The organism is Nocardiopsis nanhaiensis (genome assembly GCF_054778635.1).
Genome location: NZ_BAAGZJ010000027.1, coordinates 25,171 through 49,289, shown reverse-complemented (window position 1 = coordinate 49,289; position 24,119 = coordinate 25,171). Strand labels below are relative to the sequence as shown.

The 24,119-nt window shown below is 68.8% G+C and carries 23 protein-coding genes; 22 read left to right on the top strand and 1 reads right to left on the bottom strand.

The genetic code is table 11. From position 1 onward, the window contains the following. Nucleotides 1-39 precede the first annotated feature (39 nt). The 22 genes from folP to ACYVD1_RS14865 all read left to right on the top strand — a co-directional run bounded on the left by folP (nucleotide 40) and on the right by ACYVD1_RS14865 (nucleotide 22,915). A complete protein-coding gene (gene folP, locus ACYVD1_RS14970; RefSeq protein ID WP_460772552.1) occupies nucleotides 40-945 on the top strand; it encodes a dihydropteroate synthase in 906 nt (301 codons plus the stop codon). Further along, on the top strand, nucleotides 942-1,388 hold the full coding sequence (locus ACYVD1_RS14965; RefSeq protein ID WP_460772550.1) for a nuclear transport factor 2 family protein: 447 nt from the start codon (nucleotides 942-944) through the stop codon (nucleotides 1,386-1,388). The genes folP and ACYVD1_RS14965 overlap by 4 nt, the downstream gene beginning before the upstream one ends. Next, on the top strand, nucleotides 1,388-1,759 hold the full coding sequence (folB, locus tag ACYVD1_RS14960; RefSeq protein ID WP_460772547.1) for a dihydroneopterin aldolase: 372 nt from the start codon (nucleotides 1,388-1,390) through the stop codon (nucleotides 1,757-1,759). Before ACYVD1_RS14965 ends, folB begins: the two co-directional genes overlap by 1 nt. Then, the gene (gene folK / locus ACYVD1_RS14955; protein WP_460772637.1) at nucleotides 1,756-2,292 is read left to right on the top strand and encodes a 2-amino-4-hydroxy-6-hydroxymethyldihydropteridine diphosphokinase; all 537 of its coding nucleotides are present in this window, start codon (nucleotides 1,756-1,758) and stop codon (nucleotides 2,290-2,292) included. Before folB ends, folK begins: the two co-directional genes overlap by 4 nt. Next, nucleotides 2,292-2,792, top strand: coding sequence for a DUF3180 domain-containing protein (locus tag ACYVD1_RS14950; protein ID WP_460772544.1), 501 nt, complete (start codon nucleotides 2,292-2,294; stop codon nucleotides 2,790-2,792). The genes folK and ACYVD1_RS14950 overlap by 1 nt, the downstream gene beginning before the upstream one ends. A 131-nt stretch (nucleotides 2,793-2,923) precedes the next feature. Continuing rightward, entirely contained in the window at nucleotides 2,924-3,415 is a 492-nt protein-coding gene (locus ACYVD1_RS14945) for a PH domain-containing protein (RefSeq protein WP_460772542.1), read from the top strand. 177 nt (nucleotides 3,416-3,592) lie between these two features. Then, entirely contained in the window at nucleotides 3,593-5,002 is a 1,410-nt protein-coding gene (locus ACYVD1_RS14940; protein WP_460772539.1) for a PH domain-containing protein, read from the top strand. A gap of 245 nt (nucleotides 5,003-5,247) precedes the next feature. Beyond that, a complete protein-coding gene (locus tag ACYVD1_RS14935; RefSeq protein WP_460757824.1) occupies nucleotides 5,248-5,490 on the top strand; it encodes a chaplin family protein in 243 nt (80 codons plus the stop codon). Nucleotides 5,491-6,005: 515 nt separating this feature from the next. Continuing rightward, on the top strand, nucleotides 6,006-6,248 hold the full coding sequence (locus tag ACYVD1_RS14930; RefSeq protein ID WP_460772535.1) for a hypothetical protein: 243 nt from the start codon (nucleotides 6,006-6,008) through the stop codon (nucleotides 6,246-6,248). 227 nt (nucleotides 6,249-6,475) lie between these two features. Continuing rightward, a complete protein-coding gene (locus ACYVD1_RS14925) occupies nucleotides 6,476-7,360 on the top strand; it encodes a Rossmann-like and DUF2520 domain-containing protein (protein ID WP_460772532.1) in 885 nt (294 codons plus the stop codon). Between the two features lie 86 nt (nucleotides 7,361-7,446). Continuing rightward, nucleotides 7,447-8,325, top strand: coding sequence for a pantoate--beta-alanine ligase (gene panC / locus ACYVD1_RS14920; RefSeq protein ID WP_460772530.1), 879 nt, complete (start codon nucleotides 7,447-7,449; stop codon nucleotides 8,323-8,325). Nucleotides 8,326-8,405: 80 nt separating this feature from the next. Beyond that, a complete protein-coding gene (locus ACYVD1_RS14915) occupies nucleotides 8,406-10,997 on the top strand; it encodes an L-aspartate oxidase (protein WP_460772528.1) in 2,592 nt (863 codons plus the stop codon). Nucleotides 10,998-11,058: 61 nt separating this feature from the next. Beyond that, on the top strand, nucleotides 11,059-11,841 hold the full coding sequence (locus ACYVD1_RS14910; RefSeq protein WP_460757829.1) for a type III pantothenate kinase: 783 nt from the start codon (nucleotides 11,059-11,061) through the stop codon (nucleotides 11,839-11,841). A gap of 401 nt (nucleotides 11,842-12,242) precedes the next feature. Continuing rightward, the gene (locus ACYVD1_RS14905; protein ID WP_460772526.1) at nucleotides 12,243-12,923 is read left to right on the top strand and encodes a hypothetical protein; all 681 of its coding nucleotides are present in this window, start codon (nucleotides 12,243-12,245) and stop codon (nucleotides 12,921-12,923) included. 124 nt (nucleotides 12,924-13,047) lie between these two features. Then, nucleotides 13,048-13,896: a hypothetical protein gene (locus tag ACYVD1_RS14900; protein ID WP_460772523.1), complete on the top strand. Its 849-nt coding sequence runs from the start codon at nucleotides 13,048-13,050 to the stop codon at nucleotides 13,894-13,896. Between the two features lie 99 nt (nucleotides 13,897-13,995). Further along, nucleotides 13,996-15,495: a bifunctional lysylphosphatidylglycerol synthetase/lysine--tRNA ligase LysX gene (lysX, locus tag ACYVD1_RS14895; protein WP_460772521.1), complete on the top strand. Its 1,500-nt coding sequence runs from the start codon at nucleotides 13,996-13,998 to the stop codon at nucleotides 15,493-15,495. 704 nt (nucleotides 15,496-16,199) lie between these two features. Then, complete coding sequence (locus ACYVD1_RS14890) at nucleotides 16,200-16,523, top strand: LuxR C-terminal-related transcriptional regulator (protein WP_460772633.1); 324 nt, start codon at nucleotides 16,200-16,202, stop codon at nucleotides 16,521-16,523. Nucleotides 16,524-16,647: 124 nt separating this feature from the next. After that, a complete protein-coding gene (locus ACYVD1_RS14885) occupies nucleotides 16,648-17,247 on the top strand; it encodes an amino-acid N-acetyltransferase (protein WP_460772517.1) in 600 nt (199 codons plus the stop codon). 443 nt (nucleotides 17,248-17,690) lie between these two features. Beyond that, nucleotides 17,691-17,975: a hypothetical protein gene (locus tag ACYVD1_RS14880; RefSeq protein ID WP_460757833.1), complete on the top strand. Its 285-nt coding sequence runs from the start codon at nucleotides 17,691-17,693 to the stop codon at nucleotides 17,973-17,975. A gap of 237 nt (nucleotides 17,976-18,212) precedes the next feature. Next, nucleotides 18,213-18,551: a histone-like nucleoid-structuring protein Lsr2 gene (locus ACYVD1_RS14875; protein WP_460772514.1), complete on the top strand. Its 339-nt coding sequence runs from the start codon at nucleotides 18,213-18,215 to the stop codon at nucleotides 18,549-18,551. A 753-nt stretch (nucleotides 18,552-19,304) separates the two neighbouring features. Next, nucleotides 19,305-21,809, top strand: coding sequence for an ATP-dependent Clp protease ATP-binding subunit (locus tag ACYVD1_RS14870; protein WP_460772510.1), 2,505 nt, complete (start codon nucleotides 19,305-19,307; stop codon nucleotides 21,807-21,809). A gap of 416 nt (nucleotides 21,810-22,225) precedes the next feature. Next, nucleotides 22,226-22,915, top strand: a complete 690-nt coding sequence (locus ACYVD1_RS14865) for a DUF3105 domain-containing protein (protein WP_460772508.1) — start codon at nucleotides 22,226-22,228, stop codon at nucleotides 22,913-22,915. Nucleotides 22,916-23,192: 277 nt separating this feature from the next. Here the strand turns inward: ACYVD1_RS14865 and ACYVD1_RS14860 are convergent, their stop codons facing one another. After that, nucleotides 23,193-24,068 (bottom strand): HhH-GPD family protein, encoded by an 876-nt coding sequence (locus ACYVD1_RS14860; protein WP_460772506.1) that lies wholly within the window; start codon nucleotides 24,066-24,068, stop codon nucleotides 23,193-23,195. Between the last annotated feature and the right edge of the window lie 51 nt (nucleotides 24,069-24,119).

Sequence of the window (24,119 nt, the reverse complement as noted above, 5' to 3'; positions counted from 1 at the left end):
GTGCCCACGGTCCCTTGGCACGGGCGTAGGGTGATGCGCATGGCGCCGAAACACACACTTCCAGGGCTGCCCCGCCGCGAACGCTGCCTGGTCATGGGGGTCGTCAACGTCACCCCCGACTCCTTCTCCGATGGCGGATCCTGGTTCGACCCCGAGCGCGCGATCGAGCACGGCCTCCGCCTCGCCGAGGAGGGCGCGGACATCGTCGACGTGGGCGGCGAGTCCACCCGCCCCGGGGCCCAGCGGGTCGGGGCCGACGAGGAGCTGCGCAGGGTCGAGCCCGTGGTGCGTGAACTCGCCTCGCGCGGTATCTCCGTCAGCGTCGACACCATGCGCGCCGAAGTGGCGGCGCGTGCGGTCGAAGGCGGAGCGGTACTGGTCAACGACGTCAGCGGCGGGATGGCCGACCCTGAGATGGCACGACTCGTCGCTTCTTCCGGTGTCGCCTACGTGTTGATGCACTGGCGTGGGCATAGTCATGACATGCAGAGCCGTGCCGTGTACACGGATGTCGTCCAGGAGGTCCTCGATGAGCTCCGCGACCGTATGGAGGCCATGATCAGTTCAGGTGTCGACCCCGGCCAGATCGTTCTGGACCCGGGCCTGGGATTCTCCAAGCGTCCCGAGCAGGCGCACAACTGGGCGCTGCTCCAGCAGCTCGACCGGTTCCACGAACTCGGCCGCCCCGTTCTGGTGGCCGGTTCCCGCAAACGCTTCCTGAGCCGCCTGCTCGGCGATGCCAAGGGCGTGGACCGCTCCTTCGTCGACTGCGACGCGGCCACCGCGGCCGTGACCACCCTGTCCGCGGACCGGGGGGCCTGGGCGGTCCGGGTACACGACGTCCGTTTGAACGCCGACGCGGTTCGCGTCGCGGCTGCCTGGTCCGACGGCGGCGACCGCCTCGACGAGGGCCGCGACGTGACTGTGGACCGGGGCAGCCTGTGAAGTCCCGTCAGGAAGTCATGGAGCGCGTCGCCGAGGCCAACGGGCAGTTCTACAGCGCGATCGAGAACGGCGACATCGACTTGATGCGCACCGTCTGGGCCGAGGAGCACGAGGCCCCCGACCTGGTGTGCGTCAATCCCGGCTGGCCGCTGCTGCGCGGCCGCACCGAGATCATGCGCGCCTGGTCGCTGATCATGGCCAACGTCACGTACATCCAGTACGTGCTCACCGAGACGCACATCGGGATCGGCGGGGACATCGCCATGGTGACCTGCGAGGAGAACGTGCTGACCGCCGAGGACGGCAGCCCGGGGTTCGTCGCGGGCGGCCAGGTGGTGACGACCAACCTGTTCGTCGACACCGAACAGGGATGGCGGCTGTGGTCGCACCACGCCTCGCCGGTGCTGATGGAGGACGACGAGGAGACGGAGGTCGAGGGCTGATGCGGGACCGCGTCGCGCTCCGCGGCCTGCGCGCCCGGGGCCACCACGGGGTGTTCGACTTCGAGCGCCGCGAGGGCCAGGACTTCGTCGTGGACGCGGTCCTGTACCTGGACACCGGGCCCGCGGCGGTCAGTGACGACGTCGGCGACACCGTGCACTACGGCCTGCTCGCAGACCGGCTCGTGGAGGTGGTGACGGGCGAGCCCGTCAACCTCATCGAGACCTTGGCCGAACGCCTCGCTCAGGTGTGCCTGGGCGAGGTGCTCGTGGAGGGTGTCGAACTGACGGTGCACAAGCCGTCGGCACCCATCGAGCACGAGTTCTCGGACGTGTCGGTCACCGTCACACGGGGGAAGCGGGGCCAGTGGTGAGGCGCGCGGTGCTCTCCCTGGGCTCCAACCTGGGGGACCGGATGGCCATCCTCCAGGGAGCCGTGGACCTGGTTCTGGCCGGGGAGGGTGCCCCCGAGGCGGTGGCGGTGTCGCCCGTGTACGAGACCGCACCGGTGGGCGGGCCCGAACAGGGGTCCTTCCTCAACGCGGTCCTGGCCGTGGACACGGAGGACACGCCGAGGGAACTCCTGGCACGGGCCCAGTCGGCCGAGCAGGCGTTCGAGCGGGTCCGCGAGGTCCGCTGGGGGCCGCGCACCCTTGACGTGGACGTGATCGCCTTCGGCGAGGTCCTCGACGACGACCCGGTCCTGACCCTGCCGCACCCGCGCGCGCACCTGCGCGCGTTCGTACTGCGTCCCTGGCTGGACACGGACCCCGCCGCGGTACTGCCCGGCCGGGCGCCGGTCGCGGCCCTACTCGCCGGGGTCGAGGCCGAGGACACGGAGGGGGAGCAGCAGCTGGTGCTCCGTGACGATCTGCGGCTGAAGGTGCCCGGGGAGGCGGGTCACTGATGTCCGGTGACGGCGGGGGCACGCTCGCCCCGACAGGGTGGCGTGCCCCGCTGCTGTTGGCTGTCTTGGGGGCTCTGGTCGGGCTGCTGGTCGCCAACTCCGTCACGGGCCTTCCGCAGCTTCCTTGGACGGCGATCCCGACCCTGCTGCTGCTGGCCTTCGCGGAGGCGTTCACGGCGGGTCGGACAGCTCGGCGGATCCGCCGGGTGCCGGGAACCGAGCCGATGGAGCCGCTCAGCGCGGCCCGCCTGCTGGCCCTGGCCAAGGCGAGCGCGCTCTTCGCGTCGACCGCCGGGGGCTTCTTCGCGGGGATGGGGCTGTCCTTCTCGTCCCGCCTGGAGCTGAGCAGCTACCGCGAGGACATGCTGACCGCCCTGGGAACCGCGGGCGCCGCCGGTCTCCTGCTGGCCGCTGCCCTGTACTTGGAGTACGCCTGCCGGGTCCCCGACGACGGCGAGGACGGCGAAGACGGTGAGGACGACACGCAGGGACTCGCTTAGAAGTCGGGTCGGCCGCGCTCGCGCCCGAGCCGTTTCGGGCGGGGCTTGCCGGCTGATGGTTGACTGAAGCCGTGGACACCAGTGAACCCATACCACCGCCCGCGACAGGTTCGTCCCGGTCGTCCAGACCCTTGGACGAGGCCTTCGCCGCGCCCGACGACACCTCCTGGCAGCGCCTTCCGACCGCCCTGGCCTGGTACCGCCGCTTGGTGACGGGCGCCGCTTCCTTGGCCGCCGGGGCGGGAGGGGCGCTCCTGCTCTTCCTGTGGGGCCTGCCCGTCCTCGCCGCCGCCTGGGTGGGCGTCGTGCTGGTGACGGCCGCCGTCCTCTGGTTCTTGGCCGGCCTCTTCCAGCGGTCCTGGGGATACGCGGAGGCGCCCGCGGAGCTCTACCTCACCTACGGGGTGCTGATCCGCCAGCTCGTTGTCGTCCCCTACGGCCGGATGCAGGTCGTTGACGTGACCGCGGACCTGCTCGAACAGGCGCTGGGGATCGCGACGGTCCGGGTGCGGACCGCGGCGAGTACCGCCGACACACGGGTGGTCGGGCTCCCACTGGCCGATGCCATCAAGCTGCGCGACCGGCTCGCGGTGCGCAGCGAGAGCTTCTCGACGGGGTTGTAAGTGCACGGACCGCCAGAACCAGGGCCGCCTGAGCCGGGGCAGCAGGAGCCTTCGCCCCAGTCTGCGTGGCAGCCGCCCGGGGCCCGGCCGAGCGGATTCCCGGGGCCCCAACAGCCCGGCCCTCAGGCCCCGCCCCAGCCCCAACCTCCACTCCCGCCGCAGGGGTGGAGTCCGGCGATGGTGCCGCCCCACCGGGGGCCGGGGGTACCGCCCCCTCCGCCCCCGCCGCTGCCGAAGCCCGAGGACGACGTGACCTCGGGGGTCTTCCGGGCACACTGGCTGATCGTTCCGCTACAGATCCTCGCGGTGACCTTGGTGTTCGTGGCGCTGGTGGGGCCCATCCTGACCCAGTTCGGGTTCGCCTGGGTGCTCGTCCTCGCCGTGGCCGTGGTGTTCGGATCCCTCGCCTACGCTCTGCCGGCCTGGTGGTTCGGCACCTTCGGGCTGCGCGGAGACCATCTGGTGGTGCACAGCGGGCTGTTGCTGCGCAGCTCGCGGGAGATCCCCCTGAGCCGCCTCCAAGCCGTGGACGTGGTCCGACCGCTGCTCATGCAGGTGTTCGGCCTGGCGGAACTGCGCGTGGAGCTGGCGGGCGGCGACGGGAGCGCCATCCGCCTGCGCTGCGTGCGCTGGGAGGTGGCCGAGAAACTGAGGGTCGCGGTGCTGGCGCATGCGGCCGGGCTTCCGGGGCGCGCTCCCGAGGCCCCGGAGTGGCCGTTCTACCGGCTCCCCTTCGCGCTGCTCCTCGGCGCGCTGACCTTCCGGGTGCCGGTGCTGTTGGCCCTGATCGTGCTGCTCCTGTTGGCCACCGCGTTCGTGGCGTTCCTGGAACCGGGGGTCCTGGGCGGGGCCATCCCGCTGATCCTGGGCCTGCTGCGCTACTACTGGGGCCCGCTGGCCCGCTACACGGACTTCTACGCGTCGCTCTCCTCGGACGGGGTGCGGCTGCGCTACGGGATGTTCCAGCGCCGCATGCAGACCGTCCCGCCCGGCCGCGTGCAGGCCGTGCGCGTGGTCGAGCCGCTGCTGTGGCGCGCGCTGGGCGTGGCCCGGGTGGAGGCGAACGTCGCCGGTTACGCGGGGGCCCGCCAGGGCGACTCAGCGGACCTGCTGCCGGTCGTGCCACGCCGCAGGGCGTTCGCGCTGGTGAACGAGATGTTCCCGGACAGTGAGGCGGCACACGTCCCGCTGGTGGTCAACCGGGAGATGCTGCCGAACGCGGCGGGTGTCGACGCCCGGTTGTTCGTGAGCGTGCGCGGGATCTTCTGCCGGGTGACGGAGATCGTTCCGGTCGAACGGATGCAGGTGCTGCGGTTGTCGTCGGGACCGCTCTCCCAGCTGAGGGACCGGGCCACGGTGCACGTGGAGACGCCCCCGGGTCCGGTGGCGGCACGGGCCGCCGACCGTGAGGCGGTCGAGGGGCGCAGGTTCATCGACGCCTTGCTGGAGTACGGAAGAAGGGCCCGAGTGCCCACGGCGGGGACGGAACGGTGGGCGACCCGGGCAACCATGCACGGAGGCGCGGCTGCTGAGCGGGGGAGTGCGGAGGAACCGGAAGAAGGCTGGGGCGACACTCCCGAGCAGTGAATGTGTCGTGTGTCACATTAAGGAGCTCAAGTGGTTCCAGTTACGGGTTTCATGTCCGACATGTCTGCTCACTGATGGTGATACTTCCTGGTCAGGTCCGCAAAACGGTTCCGTGTTTTGGTCACGAGCGGCGACCGAGTATGGCTAAATGGTGGTCGAACACGATGAGTGTTCACTGTCATACACATCGTCAACGTTTTCGACCGGTTGGCGCCCCCCGCCTACCGGTCTGACGGGAGAAATTCATGCTGAAGAAGACCCTCGCCGCCACGGCCATCGCCGCTGCCGCTGGCAGCGTCCTGTTCGCCGGCGCTCCTGCCATGGCCAACAGCAACGTCTTCACCTCCGGCAACGGCGGCATCCTGAGCGGCAATCAGGCCGTGGTGGACGTCGACGCGCCGATCAACGTCTGCGGCAACTCCGTCGCCGTCCTGGGCATCTCCGGTGCCAACTGCACCGACTCCGGTGCCAGCGTGAAGAACTGGTAGCAACCCGGATCTCGGCCCGGCCGGGCCGGGGGTGTCCAGTCGGAGACGTCCCGACTGAACCGAGCCGGACGGGTCAGCGAGCTTTCCGCTCAGGGGCGCCATTCCGTGACGACGGGATGGCGCCCTTTCGTGTGCCCTGGGTCTGCCGTGCTCCGGATCCGTTGCGGCCCGGCTCGGGTGCGCTCCGAGCCTGAGTGTGCTCTGTGCCTGAGTGTGTCCTGATGTCTGGTTAAGAGCTCACCCGGAACCTGCTTTGATGGCGGGCAACAACCCCGGATGGCGGTGACGCTGCGCGCACGGGCGCAGCGGCGAAGTTCCTCCCTTTGTCCCGGTGGGCCCGGGAAAGTCTGCTACCCATGGTGAACATTGGTGGATTTCCTGTGATCAATGCAGCTCAAGGCATGTTCATGGGGCTTGTGTGCCAGTAGCTTCTTTCTCGGCGCTCCCCAAGGTGCCACGGAAGGAACACTGCGAGTCCGGCCGGTCCCCCCGCCCGGACACAGAAGGAGAAAGTAGTGCTGAAGAAGACGCTCGCCGCCGGCGCGGTGGTCCTCACCTCCGCCGGGATCCTCCTCTCCGCCGCGCCGGCGGCGGCGCACGCCGGTGCCTGGACCTCCGGCAACGGCTCCAACGCCAGCGGGAACATCGCCTACATCAACGGTATCGACGCCTCCAACGACGGCTGCGGCAACGCCAATGCCGTGCTGGGACAGGCCCAGTCCTCCTGCTTCAACTCCGGGGTCATCATCCAGAACTAAGGCCCGGTCGGACGCCCCGCCCAGCAGGCGGTGAGGGCGCGGCCGATGGAACACAGGCGGGGGTGGGCGACGGCGCCCACCCCCGTCCGCGTGTCCGGAACCCCACCACGCGCCCAGGGTCCTACCGCGGCCCGGGGCGGCAGGTCACCGCCGGGGGAGGGCTATCGTGTGCTCAAAGGACGGTGCGCGTGTAACGGAGGCACCGGCAGTACGAGGGGACACGGAACATGGAGACGACAGTGGGGCACCCCGCCCGCCTGCGCGTCGGCGTCATCGGGGCCGGCCGGGTCGGCTCCGTCCTCGGTGTCGCCCTGGCACGGGCCGGCCACAAGGTCGTGGCGGCCTCCGCGGTCTCCGACGCATCGGTGGCCCGTGTGGAGGAGCGACTGCCCAGCGCACGGAACCTCGAACCCGCTCAGGTGGCCGAAGCCAGCGACCTCGTCCTGCTCACCGTGCCAGACGACGCCCTTCCGGATCTCGTCGAGGGGCTCGCGGCCACCGGTACCGATCTGCGAGGCAAGCTCCTCGTCCACGCCAGCGGCGCCCTCGGCCACGCGGTGCTCGCCCCCGCCACCGTCGTCGGTGCCCTTCCCCTGGCACTGCACCCCGCCATGACCTTCACGGGCCGGGACGAGGACGTGGACCGCCTCGCCAACTGCGCCTTCGGAGTGACCGCGCCCGACCAGCTCCGTCCCATCGCCGAGGCCCTCGTGGTCGAGATGGGCGCGGAGCCGGTGTGGATCGCCGAAGACAAGCGCACGCTCTACCACGCGGCCCTAGCCGGGGGCGCGAACCACTTGGTCACCCTCGTCGCGGACAGCGCGTCCCTGCTCAGCGAGGCGGGGGTGCCGGAGCCCGGCCGTCTGCTCGCGCCCATGCTCAGCGCCGCCTTGGACAACGCCCTGCGCCTGGGGATCCACGGGCTCAGCGGCCCCGTCCTGCGCGGCGACTCCGGCACCGTGGCCGGACACATCGAGCAGTTGCGCGAGAACGCTCCCGAGAGCGTGGCCAGCTACGTGGAACTCGCGCGGCTCACCGCCGACCGCGCCATCAACGCCGGAATGCTCAAACCCGAGGACGCCGCGCGCCTGCTCGACGTGCTCCGGCGCTGAACCCGACCGGGAACCACCCGCGCGGCGCACCCGGTCCGCGCCCGCCTCCGTGCGCGGACACAGCACACCACAAACGGGAATGATCGATGACCGAACCCACTCCGCAGCGACCCGCCGCCGATGGCCCCCTCATCGTCCGCACCTCCGAGGAACTGCGCCACGCCCTCCACACGGCGGGCACGGTGGGCCTGGTCCCCACGATGGGTGCCCTCCACGGGGGGCACCGCACCCTCATCAGGGCCGCGCGGGAGCGTGCCGAGACCGTGGTGGTCAGCGTCTTCGTCAACCCCCTCCAGTTCGGCCCGGACGAGGACCTCGACCGCTACCCTCGCGACCTGCCCGCGGACACCGAAATGTGCGCCGCGGAGCGCGTGGACGTCGTCTTCGCCCCAGAGACCGACACCATGTACCCCTCCCCGCAGATGGTCACCGTCGAAGCCGGGGCCATGGGCGAACGCTTGGAGGGCGCCTTCCGCCCCGGGCACTTCACCGGCGTTCTCACCGTCGTGGCCAAGCTCTTCAACCTGGTCCGCCCGGACTTCGCCGTGTTCGGGGCCAAGGACGCCCAACAGATCGCCCTCGTCCGACGCATGGTCGCCGACCTCAACCTCCCCGTGGACATCGTCGGCATCCCCACCCTGCGCGACTCCGACGGTCTGGCCTCCTCCAGCCGCAACGCCTACCTGTCAGAAGCGGAGCGGGCCAGCGCGCTCTCCCTGTCCCGGACGCTGCGCGCTGGAGCCGGCGCCGCGCCGTCGGGGCCGAAGGCCGTGCGCGAGGCCGCGCTCGCCGTCCTGGACGAGGCGGCCAAGGCCGACCCGCCCGTCGAACCCGACTACCTGGCCCTGGTCGACCCGGCCACCTTCGAAGAGGCCGCGGACGACCACCGAGGCGACGCCGTCCTGGCCGTGGCGGCCCGGGTGGGCACCACCCGACTCATCGACAACGTGTCGGTGACCCTGTAACTCCGGCCCCGGCACGTCAGTGTTGGCCCACCCTGCCCGTCCGGCCCCTCCCAGCGGCAACGCGCGAAAGAGACCCACAGATGAGTTCTGTCAGACAGACCAGGCTCGAGGCACCGCGACCCGGGTGGACCGTCCACGCGGACGTCGCGGTGATCGGCTCGGGCATCGCGGGCCTCAGCGCCGCGTTGCGCTACGTCCAGCGCACCGCGTCGGGCCGGGTCGTCCTCGTCACCAAAGACCGGCTGTCCACCGGCTCCACCGCCTACGCCCAGGGCGGCATCGCCGCTGCCATGGCCCCCGAGGACGGGCCGGTCGCCCACATGGTCGACACGCTCCTGGCCGGGGCCGGCCTGTGCGACGCCCGCGCGGTGAACGTGCTCGCCACGGAAGGGCCCGACGCACTGCGCTGGCTCATCGGCCTCGGCGCCGAGTTCGACCGCGATGCCTCGGGGGAGCTCTCCCTGACCCGGGAGGGCGGTCACCGCGCCGACCGGGTGGCCCACGCTGGGGGCGACGCCACCGGAGTCGAGATCCAGCGGGCCCTCGTGGCGGCGATCCTCGCTGAGGAACGGATCGAGGTCGTCGAGCACGCCGTGGCCCTGGACGCCCTGCGCGACGATGCTACGGGCGAGGTGCGCGGCGCCACCCTGCACGTCATGGGCGAAGGTGAGCGGGACGGCGTCGGCGCGGTCCTGGCCCCCGCCGTGGTGCTGGCCACAGGCGGGATGGGCCAGGTGTTCGCAGCCACCACCAATCCGCCCGTGTCCACCGGTGACGGACTTGCCTTGGCGGCCCGCGCCGGGGCCCGCCTCCGCGACTTGGAGTTCATCCAGTTCCACCCGACCGTCCTCTGGCTCGGTCCGCAGGCGCGGGGCCGCCAACCCCTCATCTCGGAGGCGCTGCGAGGTGAGGGAGCTTACGTCGTCGACGCCGCGGGACATCGGATCATGGAGGGTGTGCACGAGCTCGGCGATCTCGCGCCCCGCGACGTCGTGGCCCGCACCATCGCCCGAACGATGGCCGAGCAGGGGACCGACCACGTGTACTTGGAGACCCGCCACTTCGGCCGCGACACTTGGGAACACCGATTCCCGACCATCCTCGCGTCCTGCCGAGCCCACGGCATCGACCCGCTCGTCGAGACCATCCCGGTCGCACCGGCGGCCCACTACGCCTCGGGCGGAGTGGAGGTCGACATCGACGGGCGCACCGGCGTGCCGGGGCTGTGGGCCGTGGGCGAGGTCGCGCGCACCGGTGTGCACGGGGCCAACCGCCTGGCCTCGAACTCCCTCTTGGAAGGCCTGGTCTACGCGGACCGGATCGCCGCCCGCATCGCGGCGGAGCCGGAGCGTTGTTCGGGCTCGGCGGAGCCCACGGGGCCGACCATGCACCTGGCCGACCCGGCCACGGCCACCGCGGTGCGCGCCCTGATGTCCCGCTTCGCCGGGGTGCTGCGCACCGGCGAGGAGCTGGCCGATCTCGTCACCCGGCTCGACGAGCTGGCCGCCCCGGACGAGCCGGCGGCCCCCGACGTTGCCGCCTGGGAGGCCGCCAACCTGCTCACCGTGGCCCGGCTCGTGGCCGCCGCGGCGCTGCACCGCACCGAAAGCCGCGGCTCGCACCAGCGCGCCGACGCACCCGAACCCAGACCCGAGCTTCGCGTTCGGCCCGTGGTCGTCCGACTGGAAGGGGACACGATCGTGACCACCGACGAGACCGCCCAGCCCGCTCTCCCACCCGCCCTCGTGGCCGAACTCGACGCCATCGCGTTCCCCCTCGCGGGACCGAACCCCTCACCGGAGGCGCGCGCCGAGTTCACCCTTCCCTGGACCGCACCGCACGAGTCCCACGTGGACACCGTCCGAAGGGCACTCGCGGAGGACCTCACGGCGGGATCCCGCATCGACGTCACGACTGTGGCGACCATCCCCGCGGACCAGGTCCGCACGGCCCACGTGGTCGCCCGGGCCGACGGAACCGTCAGCGGCCTGCCCATCGCCGAACTCGTCTTCTGGATGGTCGCCGACGGTGCGCTGGAGGTCTCCAGGTCGGCGGACGACGGTGACGCGGTCAAGCGCGGCGACGTGCTCATGACCGTGACCGCACGCACCCGCGACTTGCTCACCGCGGAACGCACGGCGCTCAACCTGCTCACCCACATGTCCGGGATCGCCACCGCCACCCGCACTTGGGTGGACACCGTGGTCGGCACCGGTGCCCGTATTCGGGACAGCCGAAAGACCGCCCCGGGGCTGCGTGCCCTCGACAAGTACGCGGTCCGCTGCGGCGGCGGAGTGAACCACCGGTACAGCCTCAGCGACGCCGGGCTCATCAAGGACAACCACGTGGTCGCCGCCGGCGGGGTGGGCGCGGCGGTCCGCGCCATCCGTGAGCGCTTCCCGGATCTGCCACTGGAGGTCGAGGTGGACCGGCTGGACCAGATCGAGGAAGCCCTGGTCGCGGGGGCCGAGGAGATCCTTCTAGACAATTTCACCGTGGCCCGGCTCGCCGAGGCGGTGGCCCTGGTCGCCGGGCGCGCCCGCCTGGAATCCAGCGGTGGCCTATCGCTCGACGCCGCGGCCGGTGTGGCCCGGACCGGGGTCGACTACCTGGCCGTCGGTGCCCTGACCCATTCCAGTCCGGCACTGGATATCGCACTCGACCTGTTGTGAGAGGTCCACTTGGTGGAAGATTCCTTTGGTACACACCATTTCGACCAGTGAGGCCCCCAGAATGCTGCTCGCGCTCGACGTCGGTAACTCCGAGACGGTCTTCGGGCTCTTCGAAGCCGACGACCTTCTCGAACACTGGCGTGTGGGGACCGACACCAGGCGCACCGCGGACGAATGGGCCGTGGTCCTGCGCGGACTCATCGACGGCAGTTCACTGAGCAAGCTGGAAGAGATCGACGGCATCGCGATGTGCTGCTCGGTCCCCTCGGTGCAGCACGAGATGCGGGACATGTTCCGCCGCCACTTCGGCGACCTGCCCGCGGTGATCGTCGAACCGGGGGTGAAGACCGGCGTGCCCATCCGGATGGACAACCCCAAGGAGGTGGGCAGCGACCGCATCATCAACGCGCTGGCCGCCAGCCACCTCTATGGCGGCCCCAGCGTGGTGGTGGACTTCGGGACCGCGACCACGTTCGACGCGGTCAGCGCCAAGGGGGAGTACGTGGGCGGCGCCATCGCACCGGGCATCGACATCTCAGTGGACGCGCTGTCCCAGCGGGGCGCCCAGCTGCACATGGTGGAGATCGTGAAACCCCGCGCCGCCATAGCCAAGAACACAACCGAGGCGCTGCGTTCGGGGATCGTCTACGGTTTCGCCGGACAGGTCGACGGCATCGTGGACCGGATGGTCGCCGAGCTCACCGAGAACCCCGACGACGCCACGGTGGTGGCCACCGGGGGACTGGCCTCGACGGTGGTGGGTGAGTGCGAGACCATCGACGTCCACGAACCCTGGCTCACCCTGACCGGACTCCGCTTGGTCTTCGACCGCAACGCGGGCTGACACGCGGCGGGTCCACGGGGTTGCGGCCACTGTCGGCCAGGCGTTCCCGCAGGTGAATGGCGTATTTCGCTGCGGGCCTGTGAGAGGCTGTCCCGGGCCCTGAGCCTCTCCCGAACCCTCGCCCGATGAAAGGCCCTGGTACACGCATGTCCTACCCCCAGCCACCCGGCGGACCAGGCGGGTATGGCCCCCCAGGGCACGGCCCCGGTCCCGGTCAGCCCCCGGGGCCTCCCGGCCCTCCCCCCGGTCCGCCTCCGGGCCCGCCCGGTCCTCCTCCCGGCCCGCCCGGTTACCAGGGCCCTCCTCCCGGTCACCCCGGACCTCCCGGTCCGCCGCCCGGCGGTCCGCCGCAGAAGTCGAAGACCGGTCTCTACCTGGGACTCGGCGGCGCCGGGTGCCTCGTGCTGGTCATCATCGTGGTGCTGGTTCTCGTGCTGTCGAACCTGGGCAGCAGCGGTGGTTCCGGCTCCTCAGAGCCGTCGCCCCCGGACCTGCCGGACCTCGAGCTGGAGGAGCCGGGTGGCATGGGCGACGACCAAGCCGATGCCGAAGAAAGCGATGAGGAGTACGGGGAAGGGCACGCTTTCGAGGCCCTCGACTTTCCGGACGTGACCCAGCCGGACGGGACCGGACACGACTGCGCCGATTTCAGCGACGCGCTCTCCGACCTGGGCCCCAGCGGCTATGAAAGCGACGTGGACTGCGTCTGGCGCAGCGCGGGGTCATGGTCCACCGCGGACCTGGACGACGGTGAGCACACGCGCCGTCTCATCATGCACATCAACGATGCGGGCCACTCGACCGGTGCGGAGCAGTACAACCGGCACCTGAACGGTCTGATCATGCCCGCGGACGCGACTCTCTACGAGGTGCCGGTTGGTGAGCACGGGCACGTGTACTTCGATGAGATCGGGGCCAACCTGGAAATGAACCTGACCTTCAGTGACGGCACCAACCTGGTCGAGATCGCCCTGGAAGGCAGGTACTGGGACTCGTCGGGCAGTGAAGCCGACTTCTTCCAGGCCGACGAGGAAGAGCTGATCGAAGAGATGGGCGACATCGTCGACGCCGTCAACAGCTGACTCCCAAGGGGGCGGGGAATCCTCGCCCACCCTTTCAGCTCCGACCGTGGAGCGTGAACCGGTTGCGGCGTCCGGTACGTAGGGTCGCTTGTACGCACTCCTGTAGAAGGGGCAACTCGAACACATGTCATCCCCCGAACCGCAGGGCTACCCAGGCCACCACCAGCACGGCCATCCGGGTCCTCCCGGCCCGCAGGGCCACGGCTGGCAAGGGACCGGTCCGCAGAGGCCGGGCCAGTACGCAGGACACCCGGGCCAGCACAGTCCCGGTGGCGGCAAGAAGTCCAACACTCCCCTGTTCCTCGCGCTGGGCGGTTGTGGCTGCTTGGCGGCGATCGTCGTAGTGGTCGTACTGCTCGTCTTCGTCGGGCCCATGCTGGGCCTCCGGCCGCTGCTGGGCGGCTCCGAATCCGCCGAGCCAGCACCGCGCCCCACTTCAGATTCGGAGGAAGAGGAGCCGGTCTACGGGGAGGGGCACACCTTCGACGACCTGGACCTGCCGCCCCTGGCCCAACCCGACGGCACCGAATACGACTGTGCTGAGTACGACGACCCTTTCGCCGACCTGGGACCCCGGGGGTACGAAGCGTCCACCACGAGCGACTGCCGTTGGGAGACCACCGACAAGAGTGTCAGGGACTGGGAGCACGGTGACGAGAGCCGGAGGCTGAGCATCCGTGTCCAGGACGGGGTTGGCGACGTCGCTTCCAGGTACAACATAGGCCTGGACCGCGAAGCTGAGGATCACACCCTCTACGAGGTCGATCTCGGTGAGCACGGCTACGCCTACTGGGAACAGCCGGTCACCGCACTGGGACTGACGGTTGTCTTCACCGACGGCGCCTCCATTGTCACTGTCGCCTTGGACGGCAGTGAGTGGGACCTGTCGGGCGAGCACGCCGACCAGGTGGGCTCTACCGAAGATGAGCTGCTGGAGGAGACGGCCGAGATCCTCGACATCATGCACGGCTGACATCGGGGACGCAGGGGTGACGGGCGTGCAGCTTCTTCCGGTCCGTCCGCCCGACGGACCGGTTCGGCCAAGGACCCCGGCGCCGGTAGGATCGGCCCCGTGAATCACGCACACGACGACTACGACGACCTGCCCGAACAGATGCGGGTCCGGCGACAGAAGCTGGACCGTCTCCGGGAGGAGGGCACCGATCCCTTCCCCGTGACCTACCCGCGGACGACGTCGATCGGCCCCGTGCGTGAGAAACACCAGGGCCTCGAGCCCGACACCCACACCGGGGCCACGGTCGCCATCGCCGGCCGCGTCATGCTCTACCGCTCCGGCGGCAAGCTGTGCTTCGCGACCCTGCGCGACGAGACCGGGGACGTGCAGATCATGCTGTCCCTGGACCAGGTCGGCAAGGAGCGCCTCGACGCCTGGAAGGCCGATGTCGACCTCGGCGACCACGTGGGTGTGACGGGTGAGGTCATCACCTCCCGTCGCGGCGAGCTTTCGATCATGGTGAGCGACTGGACGCTGACGGCCAAGTGCCTGCGCCCGCTCCCGGAGAAGCACAAGGGGCTGACCGACCCCGAGGCACGGGTGCGCCAGCGCTACGTGGACCTCATCGTCAACCCCGAGTCGCAGCAGATGGTGCGTCGCCGCTCGGCCGCCATCCGGGCGATCCGGGAAGGACTGGGTACCCGCGACTTCATCGAGGTCGAGACCCCGATGCTGATGCGCGTGCACGGAGGTGCCACGGCGCGTCCGTTCACCACGCACATCAACGCCTACGACATGGACCTCTACTTGCGCATCGCGCCAGAGCTGGCCCTCAAGCGGCTGGTTGTGGGCGGCCTGGAGAAGGTCTTCGAGATCAACCGGAACTTCCGGAACGAGGGTGCGGACTCCACGCACAACCCCGAGTTCACGATGCTGGAGTTCTACCAGGCCTACGCGGACTACAACGACATGGCGCGGGTGACCCGTGAGCTCCTCCAGGACGCCGCCCGCGCTGTCTTCGGCACCACCACCATCGAGCGCGACGGCCAGACCTTCGACCTGGGCGGGGAGTGGCCGCGGGTCACCCTGTACGGGGTGGTCTCCGAGGCCTTGGACGCCGAGGTCACCACGGCGACGCCGATCGAGGAGGTCCGTCGCCTGGCCGAGGCCAAGGGTGTCGAGTACAGCCACGACTGGGGCCAGGGCAAGCTCGTCGAGCACGTCTTCGAGGAGCTGGTGGAACACAAGATCGTCCAGCCCACGTTCGTGTGCGACTTCCCGGTCGAGACCAGCCCGCTCACCCGTCAGCACCGTGAGGACCCGCTGCTCACCGAGAAGTGGGATCTGATCGGCTTCGGCATGGAGCTCGGCACGGGCTACTCGGAGCTGGTCGACCCGGTCGAGCAGCGCCGTCGCCTGACTGAGCAGTCTCTGATGGCCGCTGAGGGCGATCCCGAGGCGATGCAGCTCGACGAGGACTTCCTGCGCGCGCTGGAGTACGGCATGCCGCCCAGCGGTGGCGTGGGGGTCGGTATCGACCGCATGCTCATGGCCTTCACCGGCAAGAACATTCGGGAAACTGTGCTTTTCCCGATCGTGAAGCCCTCTGGGGACTAGCAGGGACACCTTGGGCCCCGGTTGGGGCAAAAGTGGAAAGGGCGAATCCCGATAGTGGGATGACCGAAAGACCAACACGGGGCCGTCGCACTCGATGTGCGGCGGCCCCGATGTGTAGGCGTCTCACCTGCGGGGATGTGGCTCAGTGCGCGAGTCGCGGCTCACCTGACGGGCATATGGGGCAAGCTCCCAGTCAGGGGTGGGTATTTCCGGAGTCAGTGCGGAGTTTTTCCGTTGGGAGATCGGCTACGGATCCCGCCACTTTGTTGAAGGTTGTTTACGCAGGTCAGGGCATGAGGGAAATTTTCCAGCCAGTGAACATGTGACTCACGGGAATTTGACAATCACACATGGTGATTTATGGGGTCTTGACGGTACCATCCCCGCCGCCTAGCGTGCTGAGGGCGGGCATTGGTCCGCGAGTTTGCCGAAGTGGATCGAGAACAACGGTGAGCAGGGGTTCGGGTCAAGGAAGGCCCGTGAAACTCCGCACACGCGTCCCTCGATGCGGTCTGTCCGTCCCAGGCCGCAGCAGTCAGGGGTGTGTGTCCTGTGCTCCCCTCATACTCCCACCCCTGTGCCAGAGGGGCTCCGGGAGCGTGTCGGGTGTGCCGGGACTCACCCGCGCCGACAGCCAGTCGGGTGCGCTTGATCAGTCGGTGACGAGTTGATGTTCCGCACTCACATAGATGAGGGAGGACGGAGTGGAACAGGCCACACTCGTACGACGTACCGTTGAGGACCAGAACACCCTCTCGACGCGAGAGCACCGGGAGAACGTGGTCCCCCTGCAGGCGCGCTCGCGTGAGCACGCGCTCAACGGCGCCTACCCGCCGGTGGAACTGAGTCACGAGGAGCTGGAGCTGCTCGCCGAGATTGCCACCGGTGTCACCACCGAGGTGGCCGCCCGGCACCTCGAACTCAGTGCCAGGACCCTGCGTCGTCGCATTCGCAACATCTGCGACGTCCTGGGAGTGAACACACCTATCGAAGCGGTCGTGTGGGCCGCTAGGCGTCAGCTCATCTGACCTGACGCTGCCCGGCTCTGCCGGGAGACACCGCGGGCATACCGGCCCAGGGCGCAGCGCGTTCCCGACCACCGGATGAAGAGCGTTCCGGCGGGAGGCCGCGTGGGCGTAGTCTGGTCCGGCTATGCCCGTTCGTCATGTTCGGATCCGTCGTGCCAAAACGCGCGACGTCACCCAGATCCGCCGCCTCGTCGACACCTACTCCGTCGACCGCCGTGTGCTCTCCAAGAGCACGGTCACCCTTTACGAGGACATCCAGGAATTCTGGGTGGCCGAAGCGGAGAACGGTCCCGAGACGCCGGGCGGTGCCGATGGCCCTGAAGGGGCACCGGCGTCCGCCGCGGGCGAGCGCCATGTTGTCGGCTGCGGGGCCCTGCACGTCCTTTGGGAGGATCTCGCGGAGGTGCGCACCGTCGCGGTGGACCCCTCATTGCGTGGTTTCGGGGTTGGTCACCGAATCGTGACCGAACTCCTCGACACGGCTCGCGAGTTGGGAGTGCGCCGTGTGTTCTGTCTGACATTCGAGACCGGTTTCTTCGCCAAACACGGCTTTGCCCCGATCCAGGGCACACCCGTCTCCTTCCGGGTCTACGAGGAACTACTGCGTTCCTATGACGAGGGTGTGGCCGAATTCCTCGACCTTGAGCGGGTCAAGCCCAACACCCTGGGGAACACCCGGATGCTTGCGCACATCGAGGGTGACATCGGAGGCACTCTCGGCTAAAGGATTTGGGTCCCGGATAGGACGGGCTTCCCCTAAGTGTCCGATCGGTCCGTCTGATCCACCAGTCACCGTAGGCGCTTAAGTGCACCGGGTGGTATGGGAGTGGAACGGGGCAGGTAATGTATACCTGCGTCCGTCCAGATCCATGGTTCCAAGTGACGTTGAGACGTTGAGGGCCGTGATTTCGGGATCGGGTGACTACTCGATCGGTGCCGTGTCCCCGGCCCCGTGCGGCACTGGAACACACGACCGGACATTGGTCGCCAACAGGCTTTGCCGGGACGTCTTCGGTACGTGGGGTGTCAAACCGGGGGCAAACGATGTCTATGATGTCTGGTATGCGTTTGCCCGGGTGTACCGGAGCGCCATCCCCCAGGACTGGCCCGACACTGAGTCGGGTATTTGCTGCAATAAGTAACAACCGGGAAGGGTAGGCCGCTTCGATGGGTGACTTTTTGTCATCAGTGCTTCCCCCTGGACTGATCGACGTATTGTCCGCGCTCATCCCGCCTGTGGTTGTCGGGTCCGTCTTCTGCGCCTTCGTGATCGCCCTCCTCCGCAAGGAGATGGCACCGCGTCGGATGGACGGAAGCCTGGTCAGCGGTGAGGACACCGAGGAGACCGAGGACACCGTTGGCGACAAGGGTGTCACCAAGGCCGAGGAGGCCGAGGGGTCGAACGAGACGTTGATTGAGGGCAGGGAACGTACCGAATCCGACGGACGTTAGATACGGTGCCGGTCTGAACCCGGTGCCAGAGCGCCCCAGTGCGGGGATGAACGTGTGTGCGGGCTACTCGCCGCCCCCGCGCAGGTCCGGCGACCCCGAATCCCGGCCTGCCGGATCCGGATCCCGTCTCAGCGGATCCGGGTGATTTCTGGCACGCCGGGAATTGTCTTTCGCGTTCTCGCGAGATAGCTTTATATTCAGGTGTGGAGACACCGCTCTTCTGAAAGGTTTGATTCCATGGCACAGAAGGTCCAGGTTTTCCTGGTCGACGACCTCGACGGCGGCGAGGCCGAGGAGACGGTGACGTTCGGTCTCGATGGATCGACGTACGAAATCGACCTCAGCGCGGGTAATGCCGCCAAGCTCCGTGAGGCCCTTGCTCCGTTCGTCGACGCCTCCCGTAAGGCCCCGACGAAGCAGACGCGCGGCGGTGCTCGGCGTGGAAGCCGTAATGCTCCCAGCCGTGAGCGCAGTGCCGAGATTCGTGCGTGGGCGAAGGCTGCTGGGAAGCCCGTCAATGAGCGTGGCCGTATCCCCGCCGCCATCGTCGCCGAATATGAGGCCATCAAGGGTTAGGTTTGCCACTGCCCCCGGTCGGCCGAAATGTTGTCAGGTCTTGATCGAATTTCGACCCGCTTCCATCTGGTCGTCCCGAACCCGAACATCCCGAGGGCCGGTTGGGACCGGATGTCCCCGGACACTGGGCATCCGCGACAACCGGAAACCCGTGACACGGGGATCAAGGGGATATCGGGGACGCTGAGCCCGGCGGGGCTGGACCACAGCATGGGGCCGGGGGAGTGCGAACCGGTGCGACGCCCCGTGCGCCGTTCCGGACGGCGAAGGGCGTTCCGGCTCGGTGGTGCTCGCAGCCGCCGTCGCCGTGGTTTTCGTGGTGCGCCACGGGAGGAGCTGCCACGCGGGGTGCCCATGGCGCCCTGCGGTGGTTCGAGCAATTTCCGCTTGAAGAACAACACGTCTTCGGCTTGTTCGCTAAGAGCCGATTATCCGGCTTGCGCACGTGCGGCCCGGGCACTCCCATGATGGATGGGAGTGCCCGGGCCGTTCGCCTTCGGCGTACAGGGAAATCTGGCGCGGCAATTGGTAGTTGGATGTTGGGTGAACGCCCTATCGTCGGGGAAAGTCTCTGGCACGGACGGCTGCGGTCGGCCGTGCGGGAGATGTTCGGCCCGGTCGGCAACGGCTGACGGGGTTGGACGGGTGCGACAGTGCTCCCCGGGGCGGTTATCCCTGTGGGGCCGATATGCGGAAGAGTTGGGTCGGAAAGAGCCGTCCCTGCCTGACCGCTCTGTAGAGGAGCGACGAGACATGTTCGAGAGGTTTACCGACCGCGCGAGGCGAGTGGTGGTTCTGGCCCAGGAAGAGGCCAGGATGCTCAACCACAACTACATCGGTACGGAGCACATCCTGCTCGGCCTCATCCACGAGGGTGAGGGTGTCGCCGCCAAGGCCCTGGAGAGTCTTGGTATCAGCCTCGAAGCGGTTCGGCAGCAGGTTGAGGAAATCATCGGCCAGGGCCAGCAGGCGCCGTCGGGGCACATTCCCTTCACCCCGCGCGCCAAGAAGGTCCTTGAGCTGTCGCTGCGCGAGGCGCTGCAGCTCGGTCACAACTACATCGGTACCGAGCACATTCTATTGGGCCTGATCCGCGAGGGCGAGGGCGTTGCCGCCCAGGTCCTCGTGAAGCTGGGCGCGGACCTCAACCGCGTCCGCCAGCAGGTCATCCAGCTACTGCACGGGTACCAGGGCAAGGAGCCGCAGGCCACCGGCGCCTCCTCCGAGTCAACCCCCTCCACCTCGCTGGTGCTGGACCAGTTCGGCCGCAATCTGACGCAGGCCGCGCGCGAATCCAAGCTTGACCCGGTCATCGGCCGGGACAAGGAGATCGAGCGCGTCATGCAGGTGCTCTCGCGGCGCACCAAGAACAACCCGGTGCTGATCGGTGAGCCCGGTGTGGGTAAAACCGCCGTGGTCGAGGGTCTGGCGCAGAAGATCGTGAAGCAGGAGATCCCGGAGACGCTCAAGGACAAGCAGCTGTACACGCTTGACCTCGGTGCGCTGGTCGCCGGCAGCCGGTACCGCGGTGACTTCGAGGAGCGCCTCAAGAAGGTGCTCAAGGAGATCCGCACTCGCGGCGACATCATCCTCTTCATCGACGAGCTGCACACGCTCGTCGGCGCGGGGGCGGCGGAAGGTGCCATAGACGCCGCTTCCATCCTGAAGCCCATGCTGGCCCGGGGTGAGCTGCAGACCATCGGTGCCACCACGCTCGACGAGTACCGCAAGTACCTCGAGAAGGACGCCGCGCTGGAGCGCCGTTTCCAGCCGATCCAGGTGGACGAGCCGACGGTCACGCACGCCGTCGAGATCCTCAAGGGCCTGCGCGACCGCTATGAGGCCCACCACCGGGTCTCGATCACGGACAGCGGGCTCGTCGCCGCCGCCCAGCTGGCCGACCGCTACATCAGCGACCGGTTCCTGCCGGACAAGGCGATCGACCTCATCGACGAGGCCGGTTCCCGGATGCGCATCCGCCGGATGACCGCTCCGCCGGACCTTCGCGACTTCGACGAGAAGATCTCCGGTGTGCGCCGGGACAAGGAATCGGCCATCGACGAGCAGGACTTCGAGAAGGCCGCGTCCCTGCGCGACGACGAGAAGCAGCTGCTCAACAAGAAGGCGCAGCGGGAGAAGGAGTGGAAGGCCGGCGACATGGACGTCGTGGCCGAGGTCGATGAGGAGCTCATCGCCGAGGTCCTGGCTGCCTCCACCGGTATCCCGGTCTTCAAGCTGACCGAGGAGGAGAGCTCCCGCCTGCTGCGCATGGAGGACGAGCTGCACCGCCGGGTCATCGGCCAGGAGGACGCCATCAAGGCGCTCTCGCAAGCCATCCGCCGCACCCGCGCCGGCCTGAAGGACCCCAAGCGTCCCGGTGGTTCGTTCATCTTCGCCGGTCCGTCCGGTGTGGGTAAGACGGAGCTGTCCAAGACCCTCGCCGAGTTCCTCTTCGGGGACGAGGAAGCGCTGATCCAGCTCGACATGTCCGAGTTCATGGAGAAGCACACGGTCTCGCGGCTGTTCGGTTCGCCCCCCGGCTACGTCGGCTACGAGGAGGGCGGCCAGCTCACCGAGAAGGTGCGCCGCAAGCCGTTCTCCGTGGTCCTCTTCGACGAGATCGAGAAGGCTCACAGCGACATCTTCAACTCTCTGCTCCAAGTGCTGGAGGAGGGTCGTCTCACCGACGCCCAGGGTCGCAACGTCGACTTCAAGAACACGGTCATCATCATGACGACCAACCTGGGCACGCGGGACATCTCCAAGGGCCAGGCCATGGGTTTCGCCAAGGAGGACGACGCCAACACCAACTACGAGCGGATGAAGGCCAAGGTCAGCGAGGAGCTCAAGACCAACTTCCGGCCGGAGTTCCTCAACCGTGTGGACGACATCATCGTCTTCCACCAGCTGACCGAGAGCGAGATCTTCCAGATCGTGGATCTGATGGTCACCAGCCTGGACGGTCGCTTGAAGGAACGGGACATGGGCATCGAGCTCCGCCCGAAGGCGAAGCAGATCCTCTCCGAGCGCGGGTTCGACCCGGTCCTGGGTGCGCGGCCGCTGCGTCGCACCATCCAGCGGGAGATCGAGGACCAGCTGTCCGAGAAGATCCTGTTCGGCGACCTCAAGGCCGGCCAGATCGTCGTGATCGACGCCGAGGGCCAGGGCACCGACGCCAAGTTCACCTTCAAGGGTGTTCCGAAGCCCGAGTCGGTGCCGGACACCCCGGAGGTGGAGTCCGCGGGCAAGGGCGAGTAACGACGCTGAACGGCGGCTCTGCCGTCGCGAGTGTGGCGGGGGCATCCCTTCGGGGGTGCCCCCGTTCGTGTTGCCGGGGGAGTACGGAAGGGCCCGGGGACGCTAAAGTGCCGTCCGTGGCCTATCCAAATGATCCCCGTGAAGGCGGACCGCAGCCGCCCCAGGGGCCTCCCCCCAGTACCCCGCCGCCCCCGCATGGCCCTCCCGGGGCGCACGGCGCGCCTCAGGGCCCGCACGGCCAGTATCCGCCCCAGGGCCAGCCGCCCGGCCAGTACCCACCCCAGGGGCCTCCTCCGCCCGGTGAGGGCTACCCGCCCCAAGGGCCGCCTTGGGGGCCGGGGCAGCCGCCGCAGGGGCCGTACGGTGAGCCGTGGCAGCCGGGGCCGGAACCGAAGCGCCGCTCCGCCCTGCCTTGGGTGCTCGGCGGCGGGGCCGCGGCGCTCGTCCTGGTGGCCGGGGTGGTCGGTGTCGTGTTCCTGACCGGTGACGGGGGGAGCGCCGGTTCCGACCTCGAAGGACTAGAGACCTTCGAGGGCGTGACAAAGGACCACGTGGAGCCTGGGACCACCGTCGACTACGACCAGCACCCGCCCGCGGGCGGGGACCATTACGCCGTCTGGCAGGACTGCGGGGTCTACGACGAGCCGGTGGTGTCCGAGGCTGCCGTCCACTCGCAGGAGCACGGTGCCGTGTGGATCACCTACGATCCGGCACTCGATGCGGCCGAGGTCGGGGATCTGGACGGTTACTACGAACCGGGCTCATACGTGATCGTCAGCCCGATGGAAGACCTGCCCGCACCCGTGGTCGCCTCGGCCTGGGGCGCCCAGATCCAGCTGGACGGTGCGGACGACGAACGCCTGGACGCGTTCCTCCACGAGTACGAGCGCAGTGAGGACGTCCCGGAGCCCGGGGGTCCGTGCAGCGGCTCCTTCGGAGGAACGCAGGCGGAGTTCGAGGAAGGCGGTGCCGAGGCCGCTGAGGATCTCCCCGACGTAGAGATCCCCGACATCGAGGTCCCTGACGTCGAGGTCCCCGATTTCGACCCTGAGGATTTCGATTTCGACCCGGAGGACTTCGAGCCGGAGTTCGACCCGGAGACCTAGGGCGTATCCAGTGGTGCTGGCGCAAGGCCGAAGGAGGAGTTCCCCTGCTGTGCGGCTGCCTCGCAAGCTCGGCAGCATCGCACAGCGGGGGCCCGCCCGGGTTTGGCTGTCGACTGAGAGATGCGCAGTGACAGTGCCGCTGGGGCGACGCGCAGCAGGGTATGTGTCCGCTGAACATGCCCTAGGGGCCGCGTTTCCATAGGCGGGCGGGTGGTCCCCGCGCTCATGGGCCGGGTCGCAGAGAGCCGGGCGACCCCGGCGGCCCAGAGCCGCGGTGTCAGCCCGGGAGCGCGTAGCGGCCGTCGTCCAGGGGGTCCACCAGGCCGTCGGAGACCAGGGCGTCCAAGGCCCGCTCCCGTTGGACGTGGTCGTCCCAGACCGCGTCCAGGTCCCCCTTGACCACGGGTTCGGTGGAGGCGCGGAGCACCGCGAGGAGCTTGCCGCGCACCTGCCGGTCGGTTCCCGCATAGGTCTGCCCGCGGCGTGGCGGCCCGTCGTAGGCGGGTTTCCCAGCGAGCTTCCATGCGCACTGCCCGGCGATGGGGCAGTCCGCGCAGCGCGGGGCGCGGGCGGTGCACACCAAGGCGCCCAGCTCCATCACGGCCACGCCCCAGCGGGCCGCAACGGAGGCTGTCGGAGGCAGGAGCGACTCCGCGAGCGCGGCCTCGGCCTTGGTCTGGGTTTTCGGCGGGTACTCGACCCCGGTTTCGGCCCGGGCCAGGACGCGTCGCACGTTGGTGTCCAAAATGGCGTGCCGCTGACCGTAGGCGAAGCTGGCCACCGCCGCCGCGGTGTACGAACCGATCCCCGGTAGCGCGAGCAGAGTCGCGTGGTCGTCCGGGACCTCGCCGTCGTGCTCCTCCGTGATGGCTACCGCGCACGCGTGCAGGCGCAGGGCGCGGCGCGGGTAGCCCAGGCGGTTCCACATCCGGACCGCCTCGCCTGAGGGCTCTTTGGCCAGGTGGGCGGGGGTGGGCCAGCGTTCCATCCAGGCCTCCCACGCGGGGAGTACCCGGACCACGGGGGTCTGCTGGAGCATGATCTCGCTGACCAGGACGGACCAGGGCGTGGCGCTCGGAGCGCGCCAGGGCAGGTCTCGGGCGTTGGTCTCGTACCACGCTAGAACCGGGGTGCTGTAAGGGTTATCGCTCATCTTTAACGGGAAATCGGCGGGTTGAGTAGGTGAGTGGCAGGCAAAACCGCA

Coding starts and splice junctions, on each gene's coding strand:
- folP (WP_460772552.1), top strand. CDS start 40: ATGGCGCCGAAACACACACTTCCAGGGCTGCCCCGCCGCGAACGCTGC.
- folB (WP_460772547.1), top strand. CDS start 1,388: ATGCGGGACCGCGTCGCGCTCCGCGGCCTGCGCGCCCGGGGCCACCAC.
- ACYVD1_RS14950 (WP_460772544.1), top strand. CDS start 2,292: ATGTCCGGTGACGGCGGGGGCACGCTCGCCCCGACAGGGTGGCGTGCC.
- ACYVD1_RS14940 (WP_460772539.1), top strand. CDS start 3,593: ATGGTGCCGCCCCACCGGGGGCCGGGGGTACCGCCCCCTCCGCCCCCG.
- ACYVD1_RS14935 (WP_460757824.1), top strand. CDS start 5,248: ATGCTGAAGAAGACCCTCGCCGCCACGGCCATCGCCGCTGCCGCTGGC.
- ACYVD1_RS14925 (WP_460772532.1), top strand. CDS start 6,476: ATGGAGACGACAGTGGGGCACCCCGCCCGCCTGCGCGTCGGCGTCATC.
- panC (WP_460772530.1), top strand. CDS start 7,447: ATGACCGAACCCACTCCGCAGCGACCCGCCGCCGATGGCCCCCTCATC.
- ACYVD1_RS14915 (WP_460772528.1), top strand. CDS start 8,406: ATGAGTTCTGTCAGACAGACCAGGCTCGAGGCACCGCGACCCGGGTGG.
- ACYVD1_RS14910 (WP_460757829.1), top strand. CDS start 11,059: ATGCTGCTCGCGCTCGACGTCGGTAACTCCGAGACGGTCTTCGGGCTC.
- ACYVD1_RS14900 (WP_460772523.1), top strand. CDS start 13,048: ATGTCATCCCCCGAACCGCAGGGCTACCCAGGCCACCACCAGCACGGC.
- ACYVD1_RS14885 (WP_460772517.1), top strand. CDS start 16,648: ATGCCCGTTCGTCATGTTCGGATCCGTCGTGCCAAAACGCGCGACGTC.
- ACYVD1_RS14880 (WP_460757833.1), top strand. CDS start 17,691: ATGGGTGACTTTTTGTCATCAGTGCTTCCCCCTGGACTGATCGACGTA.
- ACYVD1_RS14875 (WP_460772514.1), top strand. CDS start 18,213: ATGGCACAGAAGGTCCAGGTTTTCCTGGTCGACGACCTCGACGGCGGC.
- ACYVD1_RS14870 (WP_460772510.1), top strand. CDS start 19,305: ATGTTCGAGAGGTTTACCGACCGCGCGAGGCGAGTGGTGGTTCTGGCC.
- ACYVD1_RS14860 (WP_460772506.1), bottom strand. CDS start 24,068: ATGAGCGATAACCCTTACAGCACCCCGGTTCTAGCGTGGTACGAGACC.